Origin of the sequence: Rhodopseudomonas sp. G2_2311 (assembly GCF_047501505.1) — a bacterium.
Classification (GTDB): Bacteria; Pseudomonadota; Alphaproteobacteria; order Rhizobiales; family Xanthobacteraceae; genus Rhodopseudomonas; species Rhodopseudomonas palustris_H.
Map to the genome: position 1 here is coordinate 1 of NZ_JAZDRK010000008.1, position 23,717 is coordinate 23,717.

Consider the following 23,717-nt stretch of genomic DNA (forward strand, 5'->3'; position numbering starts at 1 on the left):
GGGCTAGGGACGGGGAGGGGCAGGCCGGTGGGGGCGTCGCCCCCGCCGATGTCCGATGCGCCCGTGTCCGGATGGAGCGCAGTCAAATCCAGGGGAGAGCGACCGCGCCTCCCGGCCTCGCCCAGTCATTCCGGATTGCGCGCTCCGGGCGCCTCGGAAAGACGAACGGGGGGTGTAACAGCTTGCAGGGGGGACCGATTATGTGGCCCAGTCGCAGCCACATTCACTCCCGTCATGCGCGGGCTTGACCCGCGCATCCATCGCGCGCGCCGGCGCGCCGTTTTGCGAAGAGTGATGGATTGCCGGGTCAAGCCCGGCAACGACGGCGGGGATGTTGTGCGCCGGTGGCCGGACGAGCGTAGCGACATCCGGAAAGCTGCGTCAGCTCCGTATAACGCTTCGCTCATGCGCGCTTCTTGTTAGGATCGTTAGGAGAGATGACACACCGGTCATCGAACTTCACTTCGAACGTGGCCCGGGCTTGAAGCATGAGCCGTTCGGCAAAGATCCTGAAGTTGGTTCAGCCCGCGGTGCCTGGTACCGTGCTCTGTCGCGACGTTCTGGTGCTCGAACCGACCAGCTACGTGTTGCGCGGGGTCTTGCTGAATACGACGTCGCAGAAGCACCACATGGATCTTTGGAGGGTGGTGATGCCGCTGCACCGCCCGCTCGACAATCTCGTGCTGACCTACGGGACGATCATCGCCGGGCCTGACGACCACCGAGTCAAGGTCGATGATGTCGAGCAAGCGGCCGAAGTGGTGAAGCAGTGCCTTCGCCACGAGGTCCGGGCGTTACGAGATATCGAAGGACCAGCGCAGTTCTTGCAGCATATCAGCCGAAGGAGCGGCGACGACTTCGAGGTGGTGCAACTCGACTTCGCGCTTGCGCATTTTCTGATCGGGAACGTTTCCGAGGCGCGGCGGATCCTGCGGTCGCAGGTGGAGAGCCCCGAGATTTATCCAACCCACAGGCAAGTCACCCGGCGGGCGTTCGATGCGTTGGAAGCTGGGCCGGAGGCGCTGCAACGTCTCATCGATGGCTGGCGGGATGACAACGTTGCACGGTTTGGCCTCGAACCAACGAGCCGAAAGCCCCCCGGCTTGCGGCTCGTCAGATCGACTTAGACCGCCTCGCCCCGCGCCTGCAGCGCGGCATTGCGGATGCCGGCGATGTTGGTCTTGTACGCCTCCAGCGTGCCGCCCTTGAACACGGCGGAGCCGGCCACGAAGGCATTGGCGCCGGCGGCGGCGAGTTCGCCGGCGACCTTGTCGGAGACGCCGCCGTCGACCTCGATGTCGATCGGGCGGCCGGCCACCATGGCGCGGATCTGCTTGATCTTCTGAACGGCGCTCGGGATGAACGCCTGGCCGCCGAAGCCGGGGTTCACCGACATCACCAGCACAAGGTCGATGTCGTCGAGCACGTACTCGATCGCGCTCGGGTGCGTGCCGGGATTGAGCGAGACGCCGGCCTTCTTGCCGAGCGCGCGGATCGCCTGCAGCGAGCGGTGCAGATGCGGGCCGGCTTCGGCGTGCACGGTGATGATGTCGCAGCCGGCCTTGGCGAAGGCCTCCAGATACGGATCGCACGGCGCGATCATCAGATGGGCGTCGAACACCTTCTTGGTGTGCGGCCGCATCGCCTTGATCACGTCCGGGCCGTAGGAAATGTTCGGCACGAAATGGCCGTCCATCACGTCGAGATGGATCCAGTCGCAGCCGGCGGTATCAACCGCGCGGACCTCTTCGCCGAGCTTGGAAAAATCCGAGGCGAGGATCGAGGGCGCAATGGCGAGCGGACGGAGCGCGAAGGAGGACATCAGGGCTTCCAGGTGCGTGTGGGGTGGATCAGCTTCGCTACCACGCCGCGCCGGTTCCCCGCAAATCCCGAGCTCGCGCCCGGGTCGTGCGGGCCCGGCAGGTTGTGCCGGATGGGGCAGAAATTGCCGTCCCGCCGGCCTGGTGCGCGCGAAAAACACCAGCATTTACGGGAGCTTCGCGGCTGGCACGGCGATTGCTGATCCGAAGATTGGAATGATCCGTGCGTAGTTGCCGGCCGCGGCCAGCGGTGTAATGCGGAGCTTCGATCATGCTGCCTGCCATTGGCGCGCTGGGCGCGCTGTCCGGACTGCTCAATACGCTGAGCTCGACGTCGAAATCGTCGTCGCAGAGCACCAGCTTCACCAACCCGTTTGCCAGCTCGAGCAGCAGCACGAGCACGTCGTCGTTCCCGACCCTGTCGACCAGCGGCACCGGCTCGTTTCCGTCGAGCGGGCTGTCGCAGGAAACCATGCAGGCGCTGCTCGACGCGCAGAGCCAGCAGTCGACCTCCAGCTCCAGCTCGACCGCCTCGAAGACGCGCGACTCCGCGCTGAAGGATCTGTTCAAGCAGATCGACGCCGACGGCGACGGCTCGATCACCAAGAGCGAGTTCGAGAACGCGCTCGGCGCCGGCGGCACCAACGTCGCCAATGCCGACAAGGTGTTCGGCAAGATGGACGCCAACAACGACGGCAAGGTCAGCATGGACGAGATGTCGTCGGCGCTGAAGAGCGGCCGTCGGCATCACGCGCATGGCGGCGGTGGTGCGAACGGTGGCAACAGCGGTGGCGGCAGCAGCGATCCGCTGCTGCAGGCGCTGTCCGGCTCGTCCTCGACCAGCGTCACCAATTCCGACGGCAGCGTGACCACCTCCGTCACCTACTCCGACGGCAGCAAGGTGACGATGACGTCGGCGGCGACCGGCTCGTCGTCGAGCAGCGCGACCTCGTCGTACAATTTCGTCGAGCAGCTGATCCAGCGCCAGGCGTCGCAGATCCAGGCGGCCTCGGCCAAGTCGCTGTCGGTCAGCGCCTGATCACCGACGCTGGTTCGTGATGAGGGATTGCCGGGCTGGACCCGGCAATCCCTCGCCTTCGACAATCACCACGGTGATCGGCGTGCATTGCGCGATTGATCCGTGGATGACGACATCGAACGGCGACGCGCTGCAGCCTCACATCATCGCTTCGAGCCGAACCGATCGCGCCACGCCGGCTGCGCGTCCTTGAACGGCAGCGCGGTGGCCTCATAGACGCCGCGCGCGATCGCCCGCGCCACCGCGTTGGCCGCGATGGTGCCGAGCTCGGTGAGACCGGCGAGCGGCTCGACCGGTTTGACGCCGGTTGCCGCAGCGAACACCACGTCGCCGTCGAGCGGCGCATGCACCGGATAGATCGCGCGGGCGAACCCGGTCTGCGCCAGCATCGCCAGCCGCTTCACCTGGGTCTTGGTCAGCGCCGCGTCGGTGACGACCGCGACCAGCGTGGTGTTCTCGATCGCGCTGGCCGCCGCCGCGCCCTTGAGCCGCACCTTGAGCATGTCGGGCGTGAAGCTGTCCGGCATGCCGAGCCCGCCGAATTCGCCGTCCTGTTCGAACGGTGCCGACCAGAACCACGGGCCGTCACCGATCGTCGCGCTGCCGATCGCGTTCACCACCGCGATGGCGCCCACCGTGACGCCGCCAGGCGTGGTCGCCGACGCCGAGCCGAGCCCGCCCTTGAGCGTCGCGGTGGTGGCGCCGAGGCCGGCGCCGACGCTGCCGAGCGCGAAGCTGTCGCTGGCGGCTTCGGCGGCCGCGTAGCCGAGATCGCGATACGGCGAGAACCGGCCCCAGGCCTTATCGCCGCCATTGATCATGTCGAACACCACCGCGCCGGGCACGATCGGAATCGTCGCGTCGCCGATCGCAAAGCCGCGGCCGCGCTCGGCGAGCCAGGCCTGTACGCCGCCGCCGGCATCGAGGCCGAACGCCGAGCCGCCCGACAGGGTGAAGCCGTCGACCTGCTCGACGGTGTTCACCGGTTCCAACAGCACGCCGTCGCGAATTCCCGGGCCGCCGCCGCGCACGTCGATCGAGGCGACTGCGGGCTTGTCGAACAGGATCGCGGTCACGCCGGAGGCGAGCTTGTGGTCGTGCGCATGGCCGACGCGGACGCCGGCGACATCGGTGATCAGGTTGTGCAAGATGGATCCGTCCGAGAGCTGAGCGAGGGCCGACATTGTCGGCATAAACAATTGGTCGAAGCAATCCCTCACGGTGCGATCACAAGGCGCGGAACGATGACGCAGCGGCTTGCATGGGCTTTACGCGCGGGTGCATGTAGCCGGCCATGATCCACGACGTCTCGATCCCTGCCGCCCTGATCGCCGGTCTGGTCAGCTTCCTGTCCCCCTGCGTGCTGCCGCTGGTGCCGCCGTACCTGATCTATCTGACCGGTGCGACCATCGAGCACGTCGCCGCCGACGAGACCGAGCGCACGTCGAAGCGTGCGGTGATGATCTCTGCGGCGATGTTCGTGCTCGGCTTCTCCACCGTGTTCGTCGCGCTCGGCGCCAGCGCCAGCCTGGTCGGCGGCCTGATCCGCGCCTATTCGGCGCAGCTCGCGATCATCGCCGGCGTGGTGATCATCCTGATGGGTCTGCACTTCCTCGGCCTGACCCGGATCAACATCCTGATGCGCGAAGGCCGCCTGCCGATCCCGAAGCCGGTCGGGCTGTGGGGCGCTTACGTGATGGGCCTTGCGTTTGCGTTCGGCTGGACGCCGTGCATCGGCCCGATCCTGGCTGCGATCCTGTCGGTGGCCGCAGCCGAAGCGACGGTGGCCAAGGGCGCCGGCCTGCTGGCGGTTTATTCGCTCGGCCTCGGCGTGCCGTTCCTGCTCGCCGCGCTGATGGTCGAACAGTTCTCCGGCCTGTTCGCCCGAATGAAGAAACATCTCGCCACGGTCGAGCGGGTGATGGGCGTGCTGATGGTCCTCACCGGCATCGGCTTCCTCACCGGCGCCATCAGCGACGTCTCGATCTGGCTGCTGAACACCTTCCCGGCGCTGGGGAATATTGGGTGAGGGCACCGCCGCCGAACTGATGCGGCGCTGCTCATCATCGAAGGCTTATCCCATTCACAATCGTCATCCTCCGCGAATGCGGAGGATCCAGTATCCCAGAGTGTTCATTGCTCTACATGAGTAGCAACGCTCTGGAATACTGGGCCGCCCGGTCAAGCCGTGCGGTGACTGTTTGTGGGCGGGGTGATGGTGAGCGCCGCGGGAGCCGCGGCGCGACGATCAGTCGGCTCAGTTGCCGATCTCGGCGTAGCCGCCCTTGGCGTCCCATTTGTAGACGACGTAGTCGATCGCCTTGATGTCGCCCTTGGCGTCGAAGGCCATCTTGCCGAGCACGGTGTCCCACTCGCCGGCCTTGATGGTGTCGATCACCTTCTTCGGATCGGTCGACTTCGCCTTCTCGACCGCTTGCGACCACACCTGGAATGCCGCGTAGGTGTAGAGGGTGTAGCCTTCCGGATCGATGCCCTTGCCCTTGAAGGTTTCGACGATCTGCTTGGCGGTCGGCTTGTTGCGCGGGTCGGGGCCGAAGGTGAACAGCGTGCCTGCGGCGAGCGGGCCGGTGATCGAGGCGAATTCCTTGTCGTTCATCGCGTCGCCGGCCATCATCACGGTGCTGAGGCCCTGGTCGCGCATCTGGCGCAGGATCAGGCCGGCCTCGCGGTGATAACCGCCGATGTACACCAGATCGATGGCGTCGCGCTTCAGCCGCGACACGATCGAGTTAAAGTCGTTGTCGCCCTTGTTGTAGGACTCGAACATCTTCTCCTGGAAGCCGGCCTTGTTCAGCGCCTTCTTGGTCTCGTCGGCCAGACCCTTGCCGTAGGTGGTCTTGTCGTTGAGGATGGCGACGTTCTTGCCCTTGTAGTTCTTCAGGATGTACTCGGCGGCGACCAGGCCCTGCTGATCGTCGCGGCCGCAGACGCGCAGCACGTTCCACAGCTTGCGCTCGGTGAACAGCGGGTTGGTGGAGGCCGGAGTGATCTGCAACACGTTGCCGTCGGCGTAAGCTTCCGACGCCGGGATCGACGACGACGAGCAGAAGTGACCGGCGACGAACGGGATGCCGTCGCCCGCAATCTTCTCGGCGACCGAGCGCGCCTGCTTCGGATCGCAGGCATCGTCTTCGACGTCGAGCACCAGCTTCTTGCCGAGCAGACCGCCCTTGGCGTTGAGATCGACCACCGCCTGTTCGGCGCCGTTCTTGAGCTGCCGGCCGAACGCGGATTCGCCGCCGGTCATCGGACCGGCGACCGAGACCTTGATGTCCTGCGCCAGCGCCGTGGTCGAGAGCGCCAACGAGACGCCGAATGCCAAACCGAGAAGCTTGAGTGTCATCGATGAATCCTTGCGATGGATTTGCAAACGAAAAGCCGCGCCCAGGCAGGCCCGAAGCGCCAAACCGGCCGGCATTGTTGGCTGATTTTCACGACAAGTCATCGACAAAATACGGCGACGGCGGCACCCGGTTGCCGCATTGTGCCGCAGGACTCGCGGGCGCGGGGAGGGACTACCTCAGCTGCCGCGGCCGCCTTCGAGATACGCCGCTCGCACTTCCGGCCGCGCCAGCAGATCGGCGCCGGTCCCGCTCATGGTGATCAGGCCGTTGACGAGCACGTAGCCGCGATGCGCCAGCTTCAGCGCGTGATTGGCGTTCTGCTCGACGATCAGCACGGTGAGCCGGTCCTGCTTGTTCAGGGTGCGGATCGCGTCGAAGATCTGCCGGGTGATCAGCGGCGCGAGGCCGAGCGACGGTTCGTCGAGCAGCAGCAGGCGCGGCCGGCTCATCAGTGCGCGGCCGATCGCCAGCATCTGCTGCTCGCCGCCCGACAGCGTGCCGCCGCGCTGGCCGAAGCGTTCGCGCAGCCGCGGAAACAGCGTCAGCACGCGTTCGAGCGTGGCGGCGCGTTCGTCGTTGCTGCCGGTTCCGGCATCGGCGCCCATCTGCAGATTTTCGGCGACGCTCATCCGCGGGAAGATGCGGCGGCCCTCCGGCGACTGCGCGATGCTCATCCGCGCGATCAGATGTGTCGGCCGCGCGGTGATATCGACGCCGTCGAACACGATGCGGCCAGCCTTGGCGCGCGGCTTGCCGAAGATCGACATCATCAGCGTCGACTTGCCGGCGCCATTGGCGCCAATCAGCGCCACGATCTCGCCGGGCGCGATCTCGAGATCAACGCCCTTCAGCGCCTCGATCTTGCCGTAGGCGGCGCGGAGGTTTTCGATTTTGAGCAGGGGGGCGGTGGAGGTCATGATGCGACCTCGCCACGCTCACCTTCGTCATGCCCGGGCTTGCCCCGGGCATCCACGGACACAAACACAGCCTTGCCCGCGGGCGTGGATGGCCGGGTCAAGCCCGGCCATGACGGAGTACATGGGGAGAGGCAAATCACAGCCCGAGCTCCTGCTCGACCTTTTCGACCTCTTCGTCCTCGACGCCCAGATAGGCGGCGATGACGCGGGGGTCGTCGCGGATCTCGCGTGGGGTGCCGTCGGCGATCTTGATGCCGTGGTCGAGCACGACGACGTGGTCGGAGATTTCCATCACCACGCTCATGTCGTGTTCGATCAGCAGGATCGAAGTGCCGCCGGAGCGGATCTTGCGAAGCAGCTGGCTAAGTTCGCCGCTCTCGCGCGCGTTGAGGCCCGCAGCCGGCTCGTCGAGGCACAGCAGCACCGGCTCGGTGCACATCGCGCGCGCGATTTCCAGCCGGCGCTGATCGCCATAGGGCAGGTTGCCGGCGGCATCGTCGGCGCGGCTGCGCAGCCCGATCTGGTCGAGCCAATAGGTCGCGCGCTCGATTGCCTGCTTCTCGGCTGCGCGCCAAGACGGCGCACCGAACAGGCCGAGGAAGGTGAGGCCGGAGGCGCGCATCAGCGCGTTGTGCTGGGCCACCATCAGGTTTTCCAGCGCCGTCATGCCGGGGAACAGCCGGATGTTCTGGAAGGTGCGCGCCACCTTGGCGATCTTGGTAATGCGGAAGTCGTTGAGCCGGTCGAGCCGGTGGGTCTCGCCGCCGTCATGCGTCAGGCTGATCTCGCCGGCGCTCGGCCTGTAGAAGCCGGTGATGCAGTTGAACACCGTGGTCTTGCCGGCGCCGTTGGGGCCGATCAGCGCGGTGATCTTGCCGCGGTGCGCGACGAACGACAGGTCGTTGACGGCGAGAATGCCGCCGAACCGCATGCTCAGGCCGCTGACGCGCAGGATGTTCTGGTGCGCGCTCATCCGTGGCCTTCCTTGACGAGGTCGGACGAGATCGCCTGCTTGTGGTCGAGATACACGGTCGGGGCGCGATGGCCGATCAGGCCGCGCGGCCGCCAGATCATCAGCAGCACCATCGCCATGCCGAACACCAGCATGCGGAACTGATCGAGACCGCGGAACAGTTCGAAGCCGCCGATCAGCGTCACCGCGGCGAGCGCGACGCCGAGCTGCGAGCCCATGCCGCCGAGCACGACGATCGCCAGTACCAGCGCCGATTCCTGGAAGGTGAAGGACTCCGGCGAGATGAAGCCCTGCCTTGTGGCGAAGAACGCACCGGCAAAGCCGCCGAACATCGCGCCGGTGGCGAAGGCGGTGAGCTTGGTCGTGGTGGTGTTGATGCCGAGCGCGCGGCAGGCGACTTCGTCTTCGCGCAGCGCTTCCCAGGCCCGGCCGATCGGCAGCCGGCGCAGCCGAATGGTCGCCCAGTTGGTGATCAGCGCCAGGATCAGGATCAGATAGAACAGGAACACGAGGCGATGCGTCGGCGAGAACGGAATCCCGAGCTGCGCCGCCAATCCGTTCGGGCCGGGCGCCAAGGGAATGCCGAACAGCGTCGGGCGCGGAATGCCGCTGATGCCGTTGGGGCCGCCGGTCAGCGTCTGCCAGTTGATGATGACGAGACGGATGATCTCGCCGAACGCCAGCGTGACGATGGCGAGATAATCGCCGCGTAGTCGCAGCACCGGGAAGCCGAGGATCATGCCCCAGAACGCGGCGAGGATGCCGGCAAGCGGCAGGCAGATCCAGAACGACAGGCCGAAATTGGTGGCGAGCAGCGCATAGGAGTAGGCGCCGACCGCGTAGAACGCCACGTAGCCGAGATCGAGCAGGCCGGCGAGGCCGACCACGATGTTCAGCCCCCAGCCGAGCATCACGTAGGTCAGCACCAGGATGCCGAGATCGAGAATGTAGCGCTGATTGTAGAAGATCACCGGCACCAGGAAGGTGAAGATCAGCAGCGCCGGAGCGACGACGCGGCCGGCGAGGCCCAGCGTCTTGCGCGCGCCGGCCGGCATCATCTTCGAGGTGTCGACCGGCCCCCACCACATCCGCAGCAGTTCGACCACGATCGAGCCGACGAACACGCCGCCGACCATGCCGGCGAGATCGCCGAACCGCGTCCAGTAGATCAGGCCGCCCTCAGGGCCGGCCTCGGTGCGGACACCGATCATCAGCGAAAATAAAACCAGCGCCACGAGGGCGCTGATCAGGGCTTTCTTGAAGATGAAACCGACGCCGACCGTGGCGGCGGCGACAGGGGCAGCAGCGGCGTGCGCGAGTTTTGCCACGTCGGCGCCCGCTCAGACTTTTTCGACTTCCGGCCGGCCCAGCAGGCCGGTCGGCATGAAGATCAGCACGATGATCAGGATCGAGAACGCCGCGACGTCCTTATATTCGACCGAGAAATAGGCCGACCAGAAGGTCTCGATCAGGCCGATCAGCAGGCCGCCGAGCATTGCGCCGGGCAGAGAGCCGATGCCGCCGAGCACGGCCGCGGTGAACGCCTTGATGCCGGCGATGAAGCCCATGAAGAAGTCGATCAGCCCATAATACAGCAGGTACATCATGCCCGCGACCGAGGCGAGCGCGGCGCCGATCACGAAGGTCATCGAGATGGTGCGGTCGACGTCGACGCCGAGCAGTGCCGCCATGGTCTGATCCTGCTCGCAGGCGCGCATGTCGCGGCCGAGCCGGGTCTTGGCCACCAGCCAAGTGAAGATCCCGAGCAGCACCACGGTGGTGACGACCACCAGGATCTGGACGTTGGAGAGCTGGACGTTGAAGCCGTCGGCGCTCTCGTGCAGCGTGTAGCCGCCGGTGATGATCGGCGGCACCGGCTTGACGCGGGCGCCCTGCGACACCTGGGCGTAGTTCATCAGCACGAACGACATGCCGATCGCCGACAGCATCGGGGCGAGGCGGAACGAGTGCCTGAGCGGCCGGTAGGCGATGCGCTCGACCGTCCAGCCGTACAGCGCGGTGATCGCCATCGACACCAGCAGCACGACCAGGAGGATCAGCGGCACGAAGCTGAGGCCGAACGACACCAGGATCAGGAAGCTGATCAGCGCGATGAAGCCGCCGATCATGAAGATGTCGCCATGGGCGAAATTGATCATGCCGACGATGCCGTACACCATCGTGTAGCCGATCGCGATCAGGCCGTAGATCGAGCCGAGCACGAGACCGTTGATGAGCTGCTGGGCGAAATAGTCCATGCGCTGCCGTCGTCAGAGGACTCGAAAGAGTGGGACTCGTAGGGTCGTGGATTGCGATCCGAACGGCCCCGCGGCGGAGATCGCGCTCGCATTGCACACACGATGCGGCGAGGGCCCCGGCAGCCGGAACGTCGCTTCGCTTTGGAATTTTCTAACAGTGGGTCGCGATCGCGGCAACAGCGCCCGATTACAACCTTCTTCCCTGTGGACGGCCGTAGCGGCCTTCAGAGTTCCCGCGGGCGCGATGTTGCCGCGCAAAAGCCGCGCAAAGATCACGCCGATCCGCGCAACCGCAGGCGCATGATCCTTGTTGTCGGTGTGGGCGCGACACTCTGAAGGAGACCATCGATGTCGAATCAGAATCAGCAGAAGCCGACCCCGAGCCAGACGTCCCCCGGCCAGCAACAGCAGGGCGGCGGTGCCCGTCCGGGTCAGCAGCAGCAGGATCCGAACCGGCAGGGTCAAGACCGGCAGCAGGGCGGCCAACAGCATGGTGGCCAACACGGCGGGTCCGGCCAGGGACGCTGACGTAACGATCGCCCGGCCGCAGCTTTCTCCAGACGGCTGCGCGCCGAGGCGACAGCAGAGAGCCCCGCCCCACGGCGGGGCTTTCCGCGTCTGGATAGGTCTGGTTTGAACCGCCTTCACGCCGATCTCAACGCAAATTTCGTGCCGAGAAGCCGAGTTCAGCCTCCCCAAAGCGCCATCCACATTCGTCAACTGCCGTTAAGGTTAACAAAGCCTTTCCATTGCTGCTGATGGTTAACCTGGGGTTAGCTTTGGCCGCGCGCCCGCAGATTCGGCGTGCTGGCTGGTGGGGCACGGCGATGAAGACGGATTGGCGGATCAGTTCGGTGAACGGAGTTCTGCTGGCGGCCTACATCACGCCGACCTGGCTGATCGTGGGATATCGGCTGTTCGTCACCCCGATCCACGCGCTGTACGACCGGCCCAATATCTCGGTGGCGATCTTCGTCAGCGATCATCTGCATCTCAGCGCGATGGCGACCATCCGGATGGCATGGCTGCTGGCGCTCGCCAAGCTGACGGTCGCCGGCTTCCTGCTGGTGTTCTCGGCGTTGCTGACGCGGCGCTCGGTCCGTCTCTCCGGCGGCTGCAACGAGGCGCTGGCGTTCGCGCTGACGCTGGGCAGCGTGATCTCGTTCGCCAGCATGGTGATGGCCTCGCAGGTCGCCGAGCCCGAAGCGATGCGGCTGCATGCCACCGAGTTGCTGCTGTTTCTCGGCACCGCGATCCTGATGCTGGTCGAGCCGACGGCGCAATCAGCGGCTGTACCAAGCACCGACGCGGCGACGTTCGAACCGAACTATCCGGCCGCAGCGCAACGCTCCTGATCGCTTTTGTCCGGCTGTCGTGCTTGCTTGACGCTGGCGCCCGGGCCGGACGCTACCTATCTCACCGCCTCACGACTGCTAGCGCCGCCGATCGCTCGGGGTGGTGTCGCGATACTTTTTCTTTGCCGCCCGGCGTGCTTAAGTAGTCGCAATGCCGCCGTCCGAGGCGGCCGCCGATCCGGGAGGAAATATCCATGGCCATGACGATGAACGGCGAAGTCCAGTTGGACGCGCCGAAAGATTTGGTGTGGAGCAAGCTCAACGATCCGGAAGTGCTGAAGGTCTGCATTCCCGGGTGCGAAGAGCTTGAAAAGACCGAAGACGACAGCGGTTTTAGCGCTGTGGCGAAGTTGAAAGTCGGCCCCGTATCGGCCCGCTTCAAGGGCAAGGTCACGCTGTCCGATCTCGATCCCCCGAACGGCTACAAGATCACCGGCGAAGGCGAGGGCGGCGTTGCCGGCTTTGCCAAGGGCGGTGCCACGGTCGGTCTGTCCGACAAGGACGGCGGTACGCTGCTGTCCTACGATGTCGAAGCGCATATCGGCGGCAAGCTGGCGCAGCTCGGTCAGCGACTCATCAACGGCTCTGCCAAGAAGCTCGCCGACGAGTTCTTCGCCAACTTCTCCAAGGCCGTGCAGAACGGCAACGGCGCGGCCTGACGGCGCTGCGGCGCCCGATCACGCGGATGTCATTACACGGCCGCGGCTCCGGCGCGGCCCGAGCCGTTCGCGGTTGCCGATCCTGGGGTTGCCCCGTAAGATCGGTTCAAGAAACACAACTAAAAGACGAATGATCGCCGTGCAACGCGGCGGTGCGCATTGAAGAGAGGGCCGATGGCCAAGATTTCCCTGATCGTCAATGGCAACCCTGTGACCGCGAACGTCGATCCGCGCACGCTGTTGGTGCAGTTTCTGCGCGAGAACCTGCGGCTCACCGGCACGCATGTCGGCTGCGATACGTCGCAGTGCGGCGCCTGCGTCGTGCATCTCGACGGCAAGGCGGTGAAGTCCTGCACCACGCTGGCGGTGATGGCCGACGGACACGAAGTGACGACGATCGAAGGGCTCGCCGCGGACGGCGCGCCGCTGCATCCGATGCAGGAAGCCTTCCGCGAGAACCACGGCCTGCAATGCGGCTTCTGCACCCCGGGCATGATCATGACGGCCGTCGATATGGTGCACCGCAAGGGCCACGACCTCTCCGACGAGACGATTCGCGAAGAGCTCGAAGGCAATCTCTGCCGCTGCACCGGCTATCAGAACATCGTGGTGTCGATCGCGGCCGGCGCCAAGGCGATGGCGAACTCCGACCGCAGCTGACCGGCACTGCGCCGGCCCGCTTCAACGAGGCCGCGCGGCACGCCCAACGAGACGCAGGAAGCTCAGGGAAGCGCAATGTACGAATTCAAATATCACCGCCCCGGGACCGTTCGCCAGGCCGCCAATCTGCTGCTGAAGAACGAGGACGCCAAGCTGATCGCGGGCGGCCACACGCTGCTGCCGGTGATGAAGCAGCGCCTGGCGGCGCCGCCGCATCTGGTCGACCTGTCGCATATCGAGGGCCTCAGCGGCATCGAGATGAAGGGCCGTTCGCTGGTGATCGGCGCCACCGCGACCCACGCCGAAGTCGCGAACTCGGCGATCGTCGGCGAGGCGATCCCGGCGCTCGCCGAACTGGCATCGCTGATCGGCGATCCGGCGGTGCGCCACAAGGGCACGATCGGCGGCTCGCTCGCCAATAACGATCCGACCGCGGACTATCCGGCGGCCGTGCTGGCGCTCGGCGCCACCGTGGTCACCAACAAGCGCAAGCTGAAGGCCGAAGAGTTCTTCCAGGGCATGTACTCGACCGCGCTCGAGCCGGACGAGATCATCACCAAAGTGCAGTTTCCGCTGCCGAAGAAGGCCGCCTACATCAAGTTTCGCAATCAGGCGTCGCGCTACGCGCTGGTCGGCGTGTTCGTCGCCCGCCGTCCGTCGGACGTCCGCGTTGCTGTCACGGGTGCCGGTGCGGATGGCGTGTTCCGCGTCACCCAATTCGAAGAGGCACTGAAGGCGCGGTTCAATTCCAAGGCGATCGACGGCCTGCACGTTTCGGCCGATGGCTTGAACAGCGATCTGCACGGCAGCGCCGAATATCGGGCGCATCTGATCGGCGTGCTGACCAAGCGCGCGGTCGACGCCGCCAACGGCAAGGCGTGAGCCTGGACACGGATCGGCCATGACCGCAGCCGCGCCTCCCGCCTCCGTCGATGCCACGCTCGAACTGCTGACGAGCCGCGGCTATCTCGCCGAGCGGTCGCTGGCGACGGTGGTGTTTCTGGCGCTGCGGATGGGCCGGCCGCTGTTTCTCGAAGGCGAGGCCGGCGTCGGCAAGACCGAGATCGCCAAGGTGCTGTCGGCCGCGCTCGGCCGCCGGCTGATCCGGCTGCAGTGCTACGAGGGGCTCGACGTCGCTTCCGCGGTGTATGAGTGGAATTCGTCGGCGCAGATGATCGCGATCCGGCTGGCCGAAGCCGCCGGCGATACCGACCGGGATCAGCTCTCCAGCGACATCTTCTCCGAGCGCTTTCTGATCAAGCGGCCGCTGCTGCAGGCGCTGGAGCCGGACACGGCGGGCGCGCCGGTGCTGCTGATCGACGAGCTCGACCGCGCCGACGAGGCGTTCGAGGCGTATTTGCTCGAAGTGCTGAGCGATTTCCAGGTCACCATTCCGGAGTTCGGCACCATCAAGGCGCCGGCGCCGCCGATCGTGATCGTGACGTCGAACCGCACCCGCGAGATCCACGACGCGCTGAAGCGGCGGTGCCTGTATCACTGGGTCGACTATCCGAACGCCGAGCGCGAACTGGCGATCGTGAAGTCGCGCGTGCCGGGGATCTCGGCCAAGCTGTCACAGCAGGTGGTGAACTTCGTCCAGGCGCTGCGCGAGCAGGATTTCTACAAATCGCCGGGCGTCGCCGAAACGCTCGACTGGGCGACCGCGCTGACCGAACTCGACGCCCGCGCGCTGACCGCCGAAGTCGTCGGCGACACCCTCGGCGCGCTGCTCAAGTACCAGGACGACATCGCCCGAATGCAAGGCGACACCGTGCAGAAACTGGTCAAGGACGCGACGAGCGAGAGGTAGTCAGACTCTTTGCGTTTGTTGTGAAGCTCGGCCTTTGCCGCATCGGCAGCGCGCTCCCTCTCCCGCTTGCGGGGGAGGGCTGGGGTGGGGGAGCCCCAGGCACCGTGCTCGCGTCGCCCTCACCCCACCCCTCTCCCGCAAGCGGGAGAGGGAGCAGGCCGTGCGGCCGGCGAGGGCGTGTACTGACTGGGTGTTCGTCATTCCGGGGCGCGAGCGGAAGCTCGCGAACCCGGAATCTGAAGCGGGCACTGATGTCGAGATTCCGGGTTCGCGCTGCGCGCGCCCCGGAATGACCGAGGAATAGGTTGTCGTCAGATGCAGCGTAATCCGACCGCGATGATCGACCATCTCAATCCGCCGACCGGCAAGATGGCGGACAATGTGGTCGGCTTTGCGCGGGCGCTGCGGGCGGCGGGGCTGCCGGTCGGGCCCGGCGCGGTGATCGATGCGCTGGATGCGCTGCAGCTGATCGAGATCGGCCATCGCGACGATCTCTACGCCACGCTGGAAGCGATCTTCGTCAAGCGCCGCGAGCATCTGCTGATTTTCGATCAGGCGTTCGCGTTGTTCTTCCGCGCCGCCGAGGACTGGCAGCATATGCTGGACTCGATCCCGTTGCCGGACGCCGCCAAAAAGAAGCCGCCGCCGGCCTCGCGCCGGGTGCAGGAGGCGATGTCGCCGGCGGCGACGCGCGATATGCCGTCGGCCGAGGAGCAGGAGCTGCGGCTTGCCGTCTCCGACAAGGAGATCCTGCAGAAGAAGGACTTCGCGCAAATGAGCGCCGCGGAGATCGCCGAGGTCACCCGCGCGATCGAGCGAATGCGGCTGCCGCAGGCCGAACTGCGCACCCGGCGAGTGCGGCCCGAGCGCCGCGGCCTCAAGCTCGATCTGCGCCGCACGCTGCGGGCCTCGTTGCGCACCGGCGGCGATATCGTCGACATTCGCAAGCTCGGCCTGATCGACAAGCCGGCGCCGATCGTGGCGCTGCTCGATATCTCCGGCTCGATGAGTGAGTACACAAGGCTGTTCCTGCACTTCCTCCATGCCATCACCGACGATCGCAAGCGGGTGTCGACCTTCCTGTTCGGCACGCGGCTGACCAACGTCACCCGCGCGCTGCGCCAGCGCGATCCGGACGAAGCGCTGGCGAGCTGCACCTCCTCGGTCGAGGATTGGGCCGGCGGCACGCGGATCGCGACCTCGCTGCACAGCTTCAACAAGCTGTGGGCGCGGCGGGTGCTCGGCCAGGGCGCGATCGTGCTCTTGATCTCCGACGGGCTGGAGCGCGAAAGCGACTCCAAGCTGGCGTTCGAGATGGACCGGCTGCATCGCTCCTGCCGCCGGCTGATCTGGCTGAATCCGCTGCTGCGCTACGACGGCTTCGAACCGCGCGCCCAGGGCATCAAAATGATGCTACCCCACGTTGACGAATTCCGCCCGGTGCATAATTTGACCTCGATGCACACGCTGATCGCGGCGCTGTCGTCGGCACCGCCGCCGCACCATTTCAGCACGATCCGTTCCGTCGCCTGACCGGCACCCGCAACAGCCACGCAAGAGGAGACGCCTCCATGCAGCTCGATCGCGACGAAGACATCCTGCGGGCCGCCGAGGAGTGGCGTAAAGCCGGCCGCGGCGTGGCGCTCGCCACCGTGGTGGAAACCTGGGGATCGGCGCCGCGTCCCGCCGGCTCCAGCCTGGTGATCAATGACGAGGGGACCTTTCTTGGCTCAGTGTCGGGCGGCTGCGTCGAAGGCGCGGTGGTCACCGAAGCGCTCGACGTGATCGACAGTGGCACGCCGAAGCTGCTCGAATTCGGCGTCGCGGACGAGACTGCCTGGAAGGTCGGGCTGAGTTGCGGCGGCACCATCCGGGTGTTCGTCGAAAAGGTCGATTAGTTCGTAGCGTGCGAGAGCGGTCGAGAACGCGATCGAGGAATTGAAACATGGTCTCCGTCATTGCGAGCGAAGCGAAGCAATCCAGGAGCTCAGTGCACCTAGCTGGATTGCTTCGTCGCTTCGCTCCTCGCAATGACGGGTGGCGGCCACGGGCGTGTAACCCCTGGCCGGTTTCTGAGGTGCGATCTAGGCAAGTGGGGCATAGCCTGTGAAGTTCGAGATCCTGCAGCAACTCAACGCCGAGCGCGCCGCGCGGCGCCCGGCGATCGTGGTGACCGACACCGCGACCGGCACGCAGCGGCTGGTGAAAGCCGCCGACATCGCCGCCGATCCGCTCGCCGCCGAACTCGACAAACAGCTCCGCATGGGCAAGAGCGCGAGCATCGAGGTCGACGGCAACAAGCTGTTTCTCAACGTCTATGCGCCGACCGCCAAGCTGGTGATCGTCGGTGCCGTGCATATCAGTCAGGCGCTGGCACCGCTGGCGCGCTCGCTTGGTTACGACGTCACCGTGGTCGATCCGCGCACCGCGTTCGCCAGTCCTGAGCGCTTCCCCGACGTGCCGCTGATCGCAGAGTGGCCGGACGTCGCGCTGCCGCCGCTGAACATCGATCACTACACTGCCTTCGTGGCGCTGACCCACGATCCCAAGATCGACGATCCGGCGCTGCTGCATGCCTTCGCGCGTGACTGCTTCTACATCGGCGCGCTCGGCTCGAAGAAAACCCACGCCAAGCGGCTGGAGCGGCTGAAGGGGCAGGGCGCTTCGGATGCCGACCTCGGCCGCATTCACGCGCCGATCGGGCTCGCGATCGGCGCAGTGTCGCCGTCCGAGATCGCGGTGTCGATCATGGCAGAGATCACCGCCGCGCTGCGGCTGCCGGCATCGTCCAAGGCGGCTGCGGCATGAAGTTCGGCCCGCGCCGTCCGGCCGATGCGATCGGCGGCGTCACCGTGCATTCGCTGCGGCAGAACGGTCTGCTGCTCAAGAAGGGCACGACGATCGGCCCGGCCGAAGTCGCGGCGCTGGAGAAGGCCGGCATCGCCGAGATCGTGGTGGTTCAGCTTGAGCCCGGTGACGTCTCGGAGGATGTCGCGGCCGCGGATGTGGCAGGCGCGGTCGCCGGCGATGGCGTGACGGTCGACCGTGCTTTCACCGGCCGCGCCAATCTGTTCGCGGCGCGGACCGGCGTGCTGATGATCGATCGTGCCGTGGTCGATCGCGTCAACGCCGTCGATGAAGCGATCACGCTCGCGACGCTGCCGGCGTTCAAGCCGGTGGTCGAAGGCGAGATGGTCGCCACCGTCAAGCTGATCCCGTTCGGTGTCGAAGGCCATCTGCGCGACGCCGCGGTGGCGGCGGCGCAGGGCGGTGCGCTGCGGGTCGCGCCTTATGTGATCAAGCGCGTCGGCGTGGTGTCGACGCTGCTTCCCGGCCTCGCCCCGAAGGTGATCGACAAGACGCTGCGCGTCACAGCCGAGCGGCTGGCGCCGGCCGGCGCAGAGATCATCGCCGAGCGCCGCGTCGCCCATGAAGAGGCTGCGCTGTCGGCTGCGATCCAAGAGCTTGTTGGGCTCGGCGCCGAGATGGTGATCGTTTTCGGCGCCTCTGCGATCGCCGACCGCCGCGATGTCATCCCGGCGGCGATCGGCGCGATCGGCGGCACGATTTCGCATTTCGGCATGCCGGTCGACCCGGGCAATCTGCTGCTGGTCGGCTCGGTCTCGGGCGTGCCGCTGCTCGGCGCGCCGGGCTGTGCGCGCTCGCCGGTCGAGAACGGTTTCGATTGGGTGCTGATGCGGCTGCTCGCCGGGCTTACTGTCACCCGCGCTGATATCACCGCGATGGGTGTCGGTGGCCTGCTGATGGAAATCGTGACGCGGCCGCAGCCGCGCGTACCGGTCGCCGAAAGTGGCCGCAATGTCGCGGCGATCGTGCTTGCCGCCGGGCGCGGCACGCGGATGGGCGGGCCGAACAAGCTGCTCGCCGACCTCAACGGCAAGCCGCTGGTACGCATCGTCGCCGAGCAGGCGCTGGCCTCGCAGGCCGCGCGCACCATCGTCGTCACCGGCCATCAGGCCGGCGAGGTCGAAGCGGCGCTGCACGGGCTCGATCTCACCTTTGTGCACAATCCCGACTTCGTCCAAGGCATCGCGTCGTCGGTGAAGGCCGGCATCACGGCGCTGGGCGAGGATGCCGACGGCGCGATCGTCTGCCTCGGCGACATGCCGCTGATCGACGCCGCCTTGATCGACCGGATGATCACCGCGTTCGATCCCGATCGCGGCGCGCTGATCGTGGTCCCGGTCGCCGAGGGACGCCGCGGCAATCCCGTGCTGTGGTCGCGGCGGTTCTTTGCCGAGCTGATGACGCTCGGCGGCGATGTCGGCGCACGGCATCTGATCGCCAAGCATGGCGAAGCGGTGACCGAAGTGCCGGTCGAAGGCGAAGCGGCGTTCCTCGACATCGACACCCCGCAAGCGCTCGATCAGGCGCGGCGCGGCTAGGGCAGTTACGCGTTAGATATAGTCGGAGCGCAGTTCGGCGCGCTTACTAAAATCACAACCTCATGGTGAGGAGGCGCGAAGCGCCGTCTCGAACCATGCGCCGCAAGCCATGCGGCTCCTCATCCTTCGAGACGCCCGGCTTTGCCGGGCTCCTCAGGATGAGGACTCTAGGACCATTGGTGAGGGCCAAGTCCGCTTCAATCAATGAAGCGCTCTAGCAAGCCGGCAGTCAGGCGCGCGCCTGCAGCCGTGTCGCCAGCTTTGCCGCAGCCTTGGCGCCGGCGGCCTGTTTCCAGATCAGCGTGACGTCGCGCTGCAGCGTCAGTCCGCCGACGTCGAGCGCCCGCAAGTTTGCGTCGCCCCAGCTTGCCGGCGCCAGCGTGCAGCCGAGACCCGCGGCGACCAGCGCGGCGGCGGTGGATTCCTGCCGCGTCTTGGCGACGATCCGAAACCGCACGCCTGCCGTGCCGAGCAGCCGGCGGCCGGTGCCGACAAGTTCGCAGCCCTGACGCAACACGAAGGGGTGGCCGTCGAGGTCCGCTACCGCCACGGTGCGGCGGCCTGACCACGGATGATCAGGTCCGACGAACAATCGGAACGGTTCGCTCAGCAGCAGCTTGCGGTGCAGATTGCGATTCGGCGCGATCGACAGCGCCAGATCCAGCCCGCCGCTCGCGACCAGCTTTTCGAGCTCGTCGGCCGCCGCTTCGATTAGTTCGATCGCGTCACCATCGGCTGGCAACAGCTGTGGCAGCCAATGGGCGGCGAGGCTCGGCAGCACGCCGAGCCTGAGCCGTGCCGGTGCCGGTCCGCTCAGTTCGCGCTTTGCCTCCGCCAGCGTCTGCAGCGCCATGCGCACTTTGGCTTCGAGCCGCTTGGCGCTCGGCAGGGCGCGGATGCCGCGTCCATCCGGCGCGAATAGCGGCGTGCCGAAGTCTCGCTCCAGTCCCTTCAAGGCCTGCGACAGCGTCGGCTGGGTGATGCCGAGTTGTTCGGCGGCGCGCGACACTGAGCCGGCCTGCATCACGGCGAGAAAGTAACGCAGGTGCTGGACATTCATTGGAAGATCCAATCGATCTTTCTGAACGATCGATTTTACCAGATCCAGCTCGGGCGGCTAGATCGGCGCTGGCGTCGCGGCAGTCAGGGAGAAGCCGGTATGGTGGTGGCAATCGATCGTCAGGGCGCCATCGGCATCGTCACGCTGGATCGGCCGCAGGCCCGCAACGCGTTGTCGCGCGAAGTGATCAGGGAGCTGGCCGCGGCGCTCGATGAGCTGGAACGCGATGCTGCGATCGCCGCGATCGTGCTGACCGGCCGCGAGGTGTTCTGCGCCGGCGCCGACATTGCCGAGATGCGCGGTATCGATCTTGCGACGGCGCTAGCCGAGGATTTTTCCGGCTGCTGCGACCGGCTGGCCACCTGCACCAAGCCGCTGATCGCGGCGGTCGAAGGCTATGCGATCGGTGGCGGCTGCGAACTGATCGAGATGTGCGACCTGGTGATCGCAGGCAAGGGCGCGAGGTTCGGTCACCCGGAGATAGCGCTCGGTACGCCATCGGGCGGTGGCGGCACCCAGCGGCTGGCACGGGCGGTGGGGCGCGCCCGCGCGATGGATCTGATCCTGACCGGCCGGCTGATCTCCGCGACCGAGGCCGAGCGGATCGGTCTGATCAGCCGCGTGGTCGACAATGGCACGGCGTACCAGGCTGCCTGCGAAGCGGCCGCGCTCATCGCGGCAAATCCGGTGCGGGCGGTGCGATTCGCCAAACAGGCTGTCGATCGGGCGGTCTCGGTCGGGCTTGCCGACGGGCTGGCGCTGGAGCGGCGGCTGTTTCACCTCAGCTTCGCGGCCGGCGAATTGCAGCCGCAGCTCGATCGTTTTCTGCTGCGGCGAAGTCCGCACCGCTGATCGGCCAACTCATCGCGGGCGATTTGCGCTTCGTTCACCAAGTTGAAACGGCCGGTCGGATAATTTGGAACCCGGGTTGAACCTCGGGGGAGGGGACGTTGCGATTGGTAATTGCCGCGTGGCGCAAAGCCGCGCTGATGGCTGTTGTGTGGATCGCGTGTTTGCATCTCGTTGCGCCGGCACATGCGGCTGGTGCTCTGGCGGTCGGCAAATGCGGCGCTTACGGCCAAGCCTTTGACTATCCGGCGGAGGCGGCCGCGATCGCCGCGGCGCGGCAGCGCTGTAAAGGCGAGTGCACCATGCTGACGATGCGCCGGGCCTGTGCGGCGCTGGCCGTCGACATGAGCAATCCCTGTGGCGCGCACGGCTACGCAGTGGAATCGAAGATTTCCTCTTCGCTCAATGCCGCGACCCGGCGCTGCTACGAATATGGCGGAAAGGAATGCGTGATCCGCGCCTGGGCGTGTGACGCCAAGGGCTGAGCGCTATGATCTGAAACGATCGTGAACTGACAGGCCGGGATAGCCGCGCTATCAGCACGGCATGCAGTTCGATACCAAGATCGCGCTGGTCATCCGCACCGATCTCGAAGCCTGGCAGAAGCTGAACGTTGCGGCGTTCCTCACGTCCGGCATCGCCGCAGCGTTCCCGGAGTGCATCGGCGAACCTTATGAAGACGGCAGCGGAACGCCGTATCACCCGCTGATCGGTCAGCCGATCCTGGTGTACGGCGCCGATGGCCCCGGCTTGTCTCGCGCGCTGGAGCGGGCGCTGGCCCGCAGCGTCAAGCCGGCGATTTATACCGAGGCAATGTTCAAGACCACGCACGATGCCGCCAACCGCGAGGCGGTGAAGGCGGTGGCGCGGGCCGATCTGCCGTTGGTCGGCCTCGCCGTCCGGGCCGACCGCAAGGTGGTCGACAAGATCCTCGACGGCCTCAAGTTCCACACCTGAGACGAGTGCTATTCCGGCATCGGCCGCGGCCGCTCCTGGAGATCCTCGGCGCGATAGTTTTCCTTGGCGACCGTTTCGGTCAGCTGCTTTTCGGCGGCACTGCGCGTCCGGTTGCGCATCAGTGCGTAAGCGATTGCGATCCCCAGCACGATGATTCCGATACCCCACAGCCATTCGGTGGACATGCGTTCTCTCCCTCGATGTTCTGTCGGGACAATCCCAAGTGCTGTCGGGCGTTCCCAATCGTTCGTCTCGTCGGGTGCGGCTTAGCGGCTCGTTAGGCATTGCAGCCGGAAACCGTGGGTGGCGGAGCTGCATCAACGCATCGTAAGCGGCCACGGGCGCAATGAGGGAACACGGCGACACCGCCGATTCCACGGACGCGAGCGTGACCGAGCAGTTGCCCATTCCCCATGACCGCCGGACGTCCGACGCGCCGGATAGCGCCCATCCGATGCGCGGGGCCGGCGCTCGGCGGCGGTTTCTGATCGGGACACTGCTGGTCAACCTTGCCGCGCTGTCGATCGACTTCGCCGTGCTCGATGCACCGCATCTGGCGTTTGCGCTGGGGCTGCGACTGCTGCTGGTCACGCCGCTGGTGCTGCTCGCGCTGGTGCTGAACCGGCGGCCGGACGACAGGGCGATGCAGTCGGCCGTGCAGGCCACGGCCGTGGTGGCGTTCGCGCTGTCGGTGACGGCGATCGGCCAGTTCGCACCGGAGCCGTTCGCCGGGCGCTACATGATGGCGGCGCTGTTCGTGATCTTCGCCGGTGCGCTGGTCTCAGCGCTGTCCTGGCCGGCTACCAAGATCATGACCGTTACCGGCACGGTGCTGTACATCTTGATCACCGTCACCGGCCTGCGCTGGCCGCCGGCCTGGACCAATATCGATCTGGTCGGGCTGTGCGTCGTCACCTGCGTGATCGCGCTGCGCGCCCGTCAGCGCAAGGATGCGCAGATCGCCGAACTGGAAGCGATCCGCCGCAGCGATGCGCGGCTGAAGAGCGATCTGCGCCAGGCCAATGCGGCGCTGGAGCGGCTGTCCGCGACCGACGCCCTGACCGGCGTGTTCAACCGCCGCTATCTCGACGAACTGATCGAACAGGAGGCGGCTTCGATCGTGCCGTCGCTCGGGCAGAGCGTGCTGATGATCGATGTCGATCATTTCAAGCTGTTCAATGATCACGGTGGCCACGCCGCCGGTGACCGCTGCCTGCAGCAGATCGTCACTGCCGTGCGCCGCAATCTGCGGTCCTGCGACGTCGTGGTGCGCTATGGCGGCGAGGAATTCGCCGTGGTGCTGCCCGGGCTCGATGAAGCCGAGCTGCACGAGACGGCCGAGCGGCTGTGCCATGCAGTCAGCGACCTGAAGATCCCGCACCCGGGCCTCGGGGGCGGCCGCGTCGTTACCATCAGCATCGGTATCGCGCCTGCCATCCCGGCCGAAACCCTGGCCGATGCGATCCAGCGCGCCGACCAATCCCTGTATCGCGCCAAACGCGCCGGCCGTAACCGCGTCAGCGCCTGAACGATCGTCCCCCCAAAGGGTGGAACGCCCGGATCTTGATTATGACTGACCGGTCAGTCAT

Annotated in this window: 26 protein-coding genes; 16 read left to right on the forward strand and 10 right to left on the reverse strand. The window is 66.3% G+C overall.

The window, feature by feature from the left end:
* The first annotated feature begins 488 nt into the window (after nucleotides 1–488).
* Complete coding sequence (locus tag VRZ08_RS12840) at nucleotides 489–1,127, forward strand: hypothetical protein (RefSeq protein ID WP_414532766.1); 639 nt, start codon at nucleotides 489–491, stop codon at nucleotides 1,125–1,127.
* Here the strand turns inward: VRZ08_RS12840 and rpe are convergent.
* On the reverse strand, nucleotides 1,124–1,822 hold the full coding sequence (gene rpe, locus VRZ08_RS12845; RefSeq protein WP_107356557.1) for a ribulose-phosphate 3-epimerase: 699 nt from the start codon (nucleotides 1,820–1,822) through the stop codon (nucleotides 1,124–1,126). The genes VRZ08_RS12840 and rpe overlap by 4 nt on opposite strands.
* Nucleotides 1,823–2,091: 269 nt before the next feature.
* Here rpe and VRZ08_RS12850 point away from each other — a divergent pair, with 269 nt between their 5' ends.
* A complete protein-coding gene (locus VRZ08_RS12850) occupies nucleotides 2,092–2,859 on the forward strand; it encodes an EF-hand domain-containing protein (RefSeq protein ID WP_164639778.1) in 768 nt (255 codons plus the stop codon).
* Nucleotides 2,860–3,002: 143 nt separating this feature from the next.
* Here VRZ08_RS12850 and VRZ08_RS12855 read toward each other — a convergent pair whose 3' ends face one another.
* A complete protein-coding gene (locus VRZ08_RS12855; protein WP_414532767.1) occupies nucleotides 3,003–4,007 on the reverse strand; it encodes a P1 family peptidase in 1,005 nt (334 codons plus the stop codon).
* 146 nt (nucleotides 4,008–4,153) lie between these two features.
* Between VRZ08_RS12855 and VRZ08_RS12860 the strand changes: the two genes are divergently transcribed.
* Nucleotides 4,154–4,888: a cytochrome c biogenesis CcdA family protein gene (locus VRZ08_RS12860; protein WP_346295355.1), complete on the forward strand. Its 735-nt coding sequence runs from the start codon at nucleotides 4,154–4,156 to the stop codon at nucleotides 4,886–4,888.
* A 228-nt stretch (nucleotides 4,889–5,116) separates the two neighbouring features.
* Here VRZ08_RS12860 and VRZ08_RS12865 read toward each other — a convergent pair whose 3' ends face one another.
* From VRZ08_RS12865 to VRZ08_RS12890, 6 genes are all read right to left on the reverse strand, one after another.
* Complete coding sequence (locus VRZ08_RS12865; RefSeq protein WP_107345544.1) at nucleotides 5,117–6,223, reverse strand: branched-chain amino acid ABC transporter substrate-binding protein; 1,107 nt, start codon at nucleotides 6,221–6,223, stop codon at nucleotides 5,117–5,119.
* Nucleotides 6,224–6,400: 177 nt separating this feature from the next.
* On the reverse strand, nucleotides 6,401–7,141 hold the full coding sequence (locus VRZ08_RS12870; protein ID WP_408016965.1) for an ABC transporter ATP-binding protein: 741 nt from the start codon (nucleotides 7,139–7,141) through the stop codon (nucleotides 6,401–6,403).
* 136 nt (nucleotides 7,142–7,277) lie between these two features.
* Complete coding sequence (locus VRZ08_RS12875) at nucleotides 7,278–8,114, reverse strand: ABC transporter ATP-binding protein (RefSeq protein WP_414532768.1); 837 nt, start codon at nucleotides 8,112–8,114, stop codon at nucleotides 7,278–7,280.
* Nucleotides 8,111–9,442, reverse strand: coding sequence for a high-affinity branched-chain amino acid ABC transporter permease LivM (gene livM, locus VRZ08_RS12880; protein WP_164573187.1), 1,332 nt, complete (start codon nucleotides 9,440–9,442; stop codon nucleotides 8,111–8,113). The genes VRZ08_RS12875 and livM overlap by 4 nt, the downstream gene beginning before the upstream one ends.
* A 12-nt stretch (nucleotides 9,443–9,454) precedes the next feature.
* Nucleotides 9,455–10,372: an ABC transporter permease subunit gene (locus tag VRZ08_RS12885; protein ID WP_107345540.1), complete on the reverse strand. Its 918-nt coding sequence runs from the start codon at nucleotides 10,370–10,372 to the stop codon at nucleotides 9,455–9,457.
* 12 nt (nucleotides 10,373–10,384) lie between these two features.
* Nucleotides 10,385–10,873 carry a hypothetical protein gene (locus VRZ08_RS12890; RefSeq protein WP_414532769.1) on the reverse strand — a complete coding sequence of 163 codons (489 nt, stop codon included), beginning with the start codon at nucleotides 10,871–10,873 and terminating at the stop codon, nucleotides 10,385–10,387.
* A 326-nt stretch (nucleotides 10,874–11,199) separates the two neighbouring features.
* Between VRZ08_RS12890 and VRZ08_RS12895 the strand changes: the two genes are divergently transcribed.
* From VRZ08_RS12895 to VRZ08_RS12935, 9 genes are all read left to right on the forward strand, one after another.
* Nucleotides 11,200–11,727 carry a hypothetical protein gene (locus tag VRZ08_RS12895; protein WP_414532770.1) on the forward strand — a complete coding sequence of 176 codons (528 nt, stop codon included), beginning with the start codon at nucleotides 11,200–11,202 and terminating at the stop codon, nucleotides 11,725–11,727.
* Between the two features lie 194 nt (nucleotides 11,728–11,921).
* On the forward strand, nucleotides 11,922–12,386 hold the full coding sequence (locus VRZ08_RS12900) for a CoxG family protein (RefSeq protein ID WP_414532771.1): 465 nt from the start codon (nucleotides 11,922–11,924) through the stop codon (nucleotides 12,384–12,386).
* 174 nt (nucleotides 12,387–12,560) lie between these two features.
* On the forward strand, nucleotides 12,561–13,046 hold the full coding sequence (locus VRZ08_RS12905; RefSeq protein ID WP_107345537.1) for a (2Fe-2S)-binding protein: 486 nt from the start codon (nucleotides 12,561–12,563) through the stop codon (nucleotides 13,044–13,046).
* A gap of 75 nt (nucleotides 13,047–13,121) precedes the next feature.
* Entirely contained in the window at nucleotides 13,122–13,928 is an 807-nt protein-coding gene (locus VRZ08_RS12910) for an FAD binding domain-containing protein (protein WP_119019817.1), read from the forward strand.
* A gap of 19 nt (nucleotides 13,929–13,947) precedes the next feature.
* Nucleotides 13,948–14,856: an AAA family ATPase gene (locus tag VRZ08_RS12915; protein WP_107356550.1), complete on the forward strand. Its 909-nt coding sequence runs from the start codon at nucleotides 13,948–13,950 to the stop codon at nucleotides 14,854–14,856.
* 315 nt (nucleotides 14,857–15,171) lie between these two features.
* On the forward strand, nucleotides 15,172–16,389 hold the full coding sequence (locus VRZ08_RS12920; RefSeq protein ID WP_107356549.1) for a vWA domain-containing protein: 1,218 nt from the start codon (nucleotides 15,172–15,174) through the stop codon (nucleotides 16,387–16,389).
* 38 nt (nucleotides 16,390–16,427) lie between these two features.
* Nucleotides 16,428–16,754, forward strand: a complete 327-nt coding sequence (locus tag VRZ08_RS12925) for an XdhC family protein (RefSeq protein WP_263989316.1) — start codon at nucleotides 16,428–16,430, stop codon at nucleotides 16,752–16,754.
* 208 nt (nucleotides 16,755–16,962) lie between these two features.
* Entirely contained in the window at nucleotides 16,963–17,664 is a 702-nt protein-coding gene (locus tag VRZ08_RS12930) for an XdhC family protein (protein WP_414532772.1), read from the forward strand.
* On the forward strand, nucleotides 17,661–19,262 hold the full coding sequence (locus tag VRZ08_RS12935; RefSeq protein WP_414532773.1) for an NTP transferase domain-containing protein: 1,602 nt from the start codon (nucleotides 17,661–17,663) through the stop codon (nucleotides 19,260–19,262). Before VRZ08_RS12930 ends, VRZ08_RS12935 begins: the two co-directional genes overlap by 4 nt.
* A gap of 229 nt (nucleotides 19,263–19,491) precedes the next feature.
* On the opposite strand, the gene VRZ08_RS12940 is transcribed toward VRZ08_RS12935, so the two are convergent.
* The gene (locus tag VRZ08_RS12940) at nucleotides 19,492–20,322 is read right to left on the reverse strand and encodes a LysR family transcriptional regulator (protein ID WP_414532774.1); all 831 of its coding nucleotides are present in this window, start codon (nucleotides 20,320–20,322) and stop codon (nucleotides 19,492–19,494) included.
* A gap of 99 nt (nucleotides 20,323–20,421) precedes the next feature.
* Between VRZ08_RS12940 and VRZ08_RS12945 the strand changes: the two genes are divergently transcribed.
* The 3 genes from VRZ08_RS12945 to VRZ08_RS12955 all read left to right on the forward strand — a co-directional run bounded on the left by VRZ08_RS12945 (nucleotide 20,422) and on the right by VRZ08_RS12955 (nucleotide 22,128).
* Entirely contained in the window at nucleotides 20,422–21,174 is a 753-nt protein-coding gene (locus VRZ08_RS12945) for an enoyl-CoA hydratase-related protein (protein WP_414532775.1), read from the forward strand.
* Nucleotides 21,175–21,311: 137 nt separating this feature from the next.
* On the forward strand, nucleotides 21,312–21,656 hold the full coding sequence (locus VRZ08_RS12950) for a DUF4189 domain-containing protein (RefSeq protein WP_107346686.1): 345 nt from the start codon (nucleotides 21,312–21,314) through the stop codon (nucleotides 21,654–21,656).
* Between the two features lie 61 nt (nucleotides 21,657–21,717).
* On the forward strand, nucleotides 21,718–22,128 hold the full coding sequence (locus VRZ08_RS12955) for a DUF2000 family protein (RefSeq protein ID WP_414532776.1): 411 nt from the start codon (nucleotides 21,718–21,720) through the stop codon (nucleotides 22,126–22,128).
* A gap of 8 nt (nucleotides 22,129–22,136) precedes the next feature.
* Here VRZ08_RS12955 and VRZ08_RS12960 read toward each other — a convergent pair whose 3' ends face one another.
* Nucleotides 22,137–22,313: a hypothetical protein gene (locus VRZ08_RS12960; RefSeq protein ID WP_199851755.1), complete on the reverse strand. Its 177-nt coding sequence runs from the start codon at nucleotides 22,311–22,313 to the stop codon at nucleotides 22,137–22,139.
* A 203-nt stretch (nucleotides 22,314–22,516) separates the two neighbouring features.
* On the opposite strand from VRZ08_RS12960, the gene VRZ08_RS12965 reads away from it, so the two are divergent.
* Entirely contained in the window at nucleotides 22,517–23,656 is a 1,140-nt protein-coding gene (locus VRZ08_RS12965) for a GGDEF domain-containing protein (RefSeq protein ID WP_414532777.1), read from the forward strand.
* Nucleotides 23,657–23,717: the final 61 nt, after the last annotated feature.

Bases quoted from the DNA above. Each gene is read 5' to 3' on its own strand.
- VRZ08_RS12940 (WP_414532774.1), bottom strand. From the start codon at position 20,322: ATGAATGTCCAGCACCTGCGTTACTTTCTCGCCGTGATGCAGGCCGGC.
- VRZ08_RS12875 (WP_414532768.1), bottom strand. From the start codon at position 8,114: ATGAGCGCGCACCAGAACATCCTGCGCGTCAGCGGCCTGAGCATGCGG.
- VRZ08_RS12955 (WP_414532776.1), top strand. From the start codon at position 21,718: ATGCAGTTCGATACCAAGATCGCGCTGGTCATCCGCACCGATCTCGAA.
- VRZ08_RS12950 (WP_107346686.1), top strand. From the start codon at position 21,312: ATGGCTGTTGTGTGGATCGCGTGTTTGCATCTCGTTGCGCCGGCACAT.
- VRZ08_RS12945 (WP_414532775.1), top strand. From the start codon at position 20,422: ATGGTGGTGGCAATCGATCGTCAGGGCGCCATCGGCATCGTCACGCTG.
- VRZ08_RS12920 (WP_107356549.1), top strand. From the start codon at position 15,172: ATGCAGCGTAATCCGACCGCGATGATCGACCATCTCAATCCGCCGACC.
- VRZ08_RS12850 (WP_164639778.1), top strand. From the start codon at position 2,092: ATGCTGCCTGCCATTGGCGCGCTGGGCGCGCTGTCCGGACTGCTCAAT.
- VRZ08_RS12910 (WP_119019817.1), top strand. From the start codon at position 13,122: ATGTACGAATTCAAATATCACCGCCCCGGGACCGTTCGCCAGGCCGCC.
- VRZ08_RS12865 (WP_107345544.1), bottom strand. From the start codon at position 6,223: ATGACACTCAAGCTTCTCGGTTTGGCATTCGGCGTCTCGTTGGCGCTC.
- VRZ08_RS12895 (WP_414532770.1), top strand. From the start codon at position 11,200: ATGAAGACGGATTGGCGGATCAGTTCGGTGAACGGAGTTCTGCTGGCG.
- VRZ08_RS12860 (WP_346295355.1), top strand. From the start codon at position 4,154: ATGATCCACGACGTCTCGATCCCTGCCGCCCTGATCGCCGGTCTGGTC.
- rpe (WP_107356557.1), bottom strand. From the start codon at position 1,822: ATGTCCTCCTTCGCGCTCCGTCCGCTCGCCATTGCGCCCTCGATCCTC.
- VRZ08_RS12905 (WP_107345537.1), top strand. From the start codon at position 12,561: ATGGCCAAGATTTCCCTGATCGTCAATGGCAACCCTGTGACCGCGAAC.
- VRZ08_RS12925 (WP_263989316.1), top strand. From the start codon at position 16,428: ATGCAGCTCGATCGCGACGAAGACATCCTGCGGGCCGCCGAGGAGTGG.
- VRZ08_RS12885 (WP_107345540.1), bottom strand. From the start codon at position 10,372: ATGGACTATTTCGCCCAGCAGCTCATCAACGGTCTCGTGCTCGGCTCG.
- VRZ08_RS12915 (WP_107356550.1), top strand. From the start codon at position 13,948: ATGACCGCAGCCGCGCCTCCCGCCTCCGTCGATGCCACGCTCGAACTG.
- VRZ08_RS12935 (WP_414532773.1), top strand. From the start codon at position 17,661: ATGAAGTTCGGCCCGCGCCGTCCGGCCGATGCGATCGGCGGCGTCACC.
- VRZ08_RS12960 (WP_199851755.1), bottom strand. From the start codon at position 22,313: ATGTCCACCGAATGGCTGTGGGGTATCGGAATCATCGTGCTGGGGATC.
- VRZ08_RS12900 (WP_414532771.1), top strand. From the start codon at position 11,922: ATGGCCATGACGATGAACGGCGAAGTCCAGTTGGACGCGCCGAAAGAT.
- VRZ08_RS12840 (WP_414532766.1), top strand. From the start codon at position 489: ATGAGCCGTTCGGCAAAGATCCTGAAGTTGGTTCAGCCCGCGGTGCCT.
- VRZ08_RS12870 (WP_408016965.1), bottom strand. From the start codon at position 7,141: ATGACCTCCACCGCCCCCCTGCTCAAAATCGAAAACCTCCGCGCCGCC.